Here is a 2910-nt window from a genome sequence, read left to right as displayed (position 1 = left end):
ACTGATCCACAAGGCTGGTCGGTCCGTCGGACCGGGGCACGGCCGAGCAGCCTGCTTGGAAGGGGTGCCATGAGCGCTGCAGACGAGGTCCCCGACATCGTCGACGAGCACCACCGGGTCGTCGGACAGTCCCCCCGCGCTGAGGCGTACACCAAGGGGCTGCACCACCACGGTGTCCTCATCCAGGCCAAGGACGCCCAAACACACCACTTCGTCCACCACCCTCCTGCCAAGCCCGCCTTCCCCGCCTTCCGCAGCAAGTCCGTCGGCGAGGGTGAGCCGTACGGCGGGACGGCCCTGCACGAGGCCGAGAAGGAGCTGAGTGCCTCCGGACTCCCCCGCCCCGAGTACCTCGGCACGTTCCTCGACGAGGACGGCCATGGGCACAGTTGGTGGTCGGCCGTCCACCAGGTCCGCTGCCACCTCCCCAGCCGCCCGCAGACCGAGGGAGTCGCCTGTTACGACTCCCTGACCAAAGACAAGGCGAAACGGCAGCTGCGGGACCGGGAGAAGGTACCGGACGGCCTCGCGGCCCACGAGCGGCTGAAGGGGTACCAGGCGCTGGGCTGCAGCAGCCCAGCAACCACCGACGACACCTGCTGGGCAGGGCCCCTAACGTGACCGAGTTCGTGCGGAACATCCGTCTGTGGTTCGTCCCGGGGGAGATCAGGGATGACGGCAGTACACCCGACTACCGGTTCTCGCTGGCGAACGAACGCACATTCCTGGCCTGGCAGCGCACCGCTCTCGCGATCATCGGTGGCGGCTTCGCCGTGGACCAGTTCCTGCCGCACCTGCGCTGGGCCTGGCGCGTGGGCCTGGCGCTCGCGCTCCTGGCAGCCGGCGCGCTGTGCTCGCTGCGCGCGATCAACCACTGGCTGCGCTGCGAGCGCGCGATGCGGCATGGTGAGGACCTGCCGATGTCGCGGTTCCCGGCCCTGCTGGGGGTCGCCGTCGCAGTCGTCGCGGTCGCCATGGTCATAGTCGTACTCGTCGGATGGGCGGGATGAGCCCACCGGGATCCCCCGCCCGTGATCCGGGGCTGCAACCCGAGCGGACACGGCTCGCCTGGCGGCGTACGACGCTGTCCGTCAGTGTGGCTGGGGCGCTCGCCGTGAAGACGTCCCTGCACGGCGGCGCATCACTCGCCGGCGCCGACGGTGCGCTGTGCTGCGCACTCTGGCTTGGCTTCCTGCTGGTCGCCCACCGCCGTATCCGTGCCCTGGCCGGCGCGGACAGGCCACCGCCACTCGCTCCGCGGCACGCGACGGCCGCAGCGCTGTGCACGATGGCCCTGGCGGCCTGTGCGGCGGTGCTCGTGGTCTACTGATTCGATGAATAAGCACTGTGCATCGTGAAGTTGCAGGTCACGGGTCTGGTGTGCGCGGGGTGCTGGATGCTCGTGCTGGTCGCGGACGTGTGACTTCAGCGAAGATCGTCGGTCACCGGGAGACTTCGCGGTTCGTCAGGACCAGCAGAGCCCTCACCAGCGGGGTCGCCCACCTCGGGTCGGTGCGTGTCCGGGCCGCTGATCAACGGCGCCGACCGCACCCTGCCGTGGTTCATCGAGGACGTGTGGGGCCAGTTCGACCACGACCACACTCGGCCCGGCGCCCCGCTGTTCCCGTCCGAGCTCAAGCATGCTGTCGGGTCCGCACGAAGGGTCGGCGACGACGCCCTGTGTAGCGGCCTGGAGGCTGCGGTCAAATCCCATCTGCCAGGTTGGGTAGAGGAGTTGACACCGCACGTCCTACGGCACTTCTGCGCGTCGGAGCTCTACCGAGGCGGACTGGATCTGGTCGCAATTCAGGAGGTTTTCGGGCATTCCTGGATCGCCACGACAATGCGATACGTCAATCCTCGGGAATTGCATCAGGCGGGCGAGAAGCCGCAGGTCGCCTGGTCGCGGCAGGAAGCAGAGGGAGCCCGTAGCCTCTACGAACTGGCTTCCTGAGCACGGGTGTTGCTGAACTGATCCCTTCTGATGGATGACCTGCCCTCCAGAAGGGATGGTCTGGAGTGGTGCATCAGCTCAAGGTTGCCCTGGCCGGGTCGGCTCATCTGGAGCTCGTCTCTGGAGTGGTCCAGCTGCGTCCCGAGGACGCGATGTTCGACGCGATGCTGCGGGGCTGGGGTGCTCAGCAGAAGTCGCGAGGGCTGAAGGACGAGACGATCGACCCGAGGGAACGGCTGATCCACCGGTTCCTGGAGTTCGCTAACGAGTACCCATGGGGGTGGACGCCGGCCCACCTGAACGAGTGGTCGGCGTCACTGACGAGCGAGAGGCACTTGGCGCCGTCCACGGTCCACAGTTATCAGGGCACTGTTCGGCTGTTCACCGAGCTCCTCATCGACGCCCGTTACGGCTGGGGCCCGGCATGCGAAGAAGCCTTCGGCACCTATCCGGTGGCGATCTGTCATGAATGGAACACCCTCCCTCACTTTCAAGATTACGAAGGCGACCCGGAGGCGAGGCCCATTACACGGGAAGAGTTGTAGCTCTTCCTCGACTACGCCGACGATCAGGTCGATCGCGCAGTTCGGACGAAACGCAAGGGCGCCTTGGCGGACTACCGCGACGCCACGTTGCTCAAGGTCATCTACGGGTGGGGGCTTCGCCGGACCGAGATGTCCAAGCTCGATGTGGTCGACTCCGGACGCAACCCGCAGGCTCGGCAGTTCGGCCGGTACGGCACGCTCAATGTCCGCTACGGCAAGGCGAAGAAGGGCCAGCCGCCGCGGCGGCGGAACGTGCTGTCGGTGATGGACTGGGCCGTCGAAGCTGTCGCCGACTACGTCGGGAACGTCCGGCCGCGCTTCGGGTTCCCCGATCACCCGGCCCTGTGGATCACCGAACGCGGTGGCCGCCTGCAGCCCGGCTCGATCAACGACCGGTTCGAGGCATACCGG

5 protein-coding genes and 1 pseudogene are annotated in these 2910 nt (G+C 67.3%); all 6 read left to right on the top strand.

Annotation, left to right across the window (positions count from 1 at the left end; all coding sequences use genetic code 11):
- Positions 1-69: 69 nt before the first annotated feature.
- Positions 70-621: an NUDIX hydrolase gene (locus tag VXC91_RS44220; protein ID WP_329512988.1), complete on the top strand. Its 552-nt coding sequence runs from the start codon at positions 70-72 to the stop codon at positions 619-621.
- Positions 618-1010: a YidH family protein gene (locus tag VXC91_RS44215; protein ID WP_329512987.1), complete on the top strand. Its 393-nt coding sequence runs from the start codon at positions 618-620 to the stop codon at positions 1008-1010. Before VXC91_RS44220 ends, VXC91_RS44215 begins: the two co-directional genes overlap by 4 nt.
- Positions 1007-1330 carry a DUF202 domain-containing protein gene (locus VXC91_RS44210; RefSeq protein WP_329512986.1) on the top strand — a complete coding sequence of 108 codons (324 nt, stop codon included), beginning with the start codon at positions 1007-1009 and terminating at the stop codon, positions 1328-1330. Before VXC91_RS44215 ends, VXC91_RS44210 begins: the two co-directional genes overlap by 4 nt.
- Before the next feature lie 186 nt (positions 1331-1516).
- Positions 1517-1954, top strand: a complete 438-nt coding sequence (locus VXC91_RS44205) for a site-specific integrase (RefSeq protein WP_329512985.1) — start codon at positions 1517-1519, stop codon at positions 1952-1954.
- Positions 1955-2022: 68 nt separating this feature from the next.
- The gene (locus tag VXC91_RS44200) at positions 2023-2499 is read left to right on the top strand and encodes a hypothetical protein (RefSeq protein WP_329512984.1); all 477 of its coding nucleotides are present in this window, start codon (positions 2023-2025) and stop codon (positions 2497-2499) included.
- A 63-nt stretch (positions 2500-2562) separates the two neighbouring features.
- Positions 2563-2910 (top strand): annotated as a pseudogene (locus VXC91_RS44195) (tyrosine-type recombinase/integrase); the annotation flags it as partial.

The organism is Streptomyces chiangmaiensis (genome assembly GCF_036281785.1).
Classification (GTDB): domain Bacteria; phylum Actinomycetota; class Actinomycetes; order Streptomycetales; family Streptomycetaceae; genus Streptomyces; species Streptomyces chiangmaiensis.
Note: the sequence above shows the minus strand (reverse complement) of the source record. Positions and strands in the feature narration are given on the sequence as shown.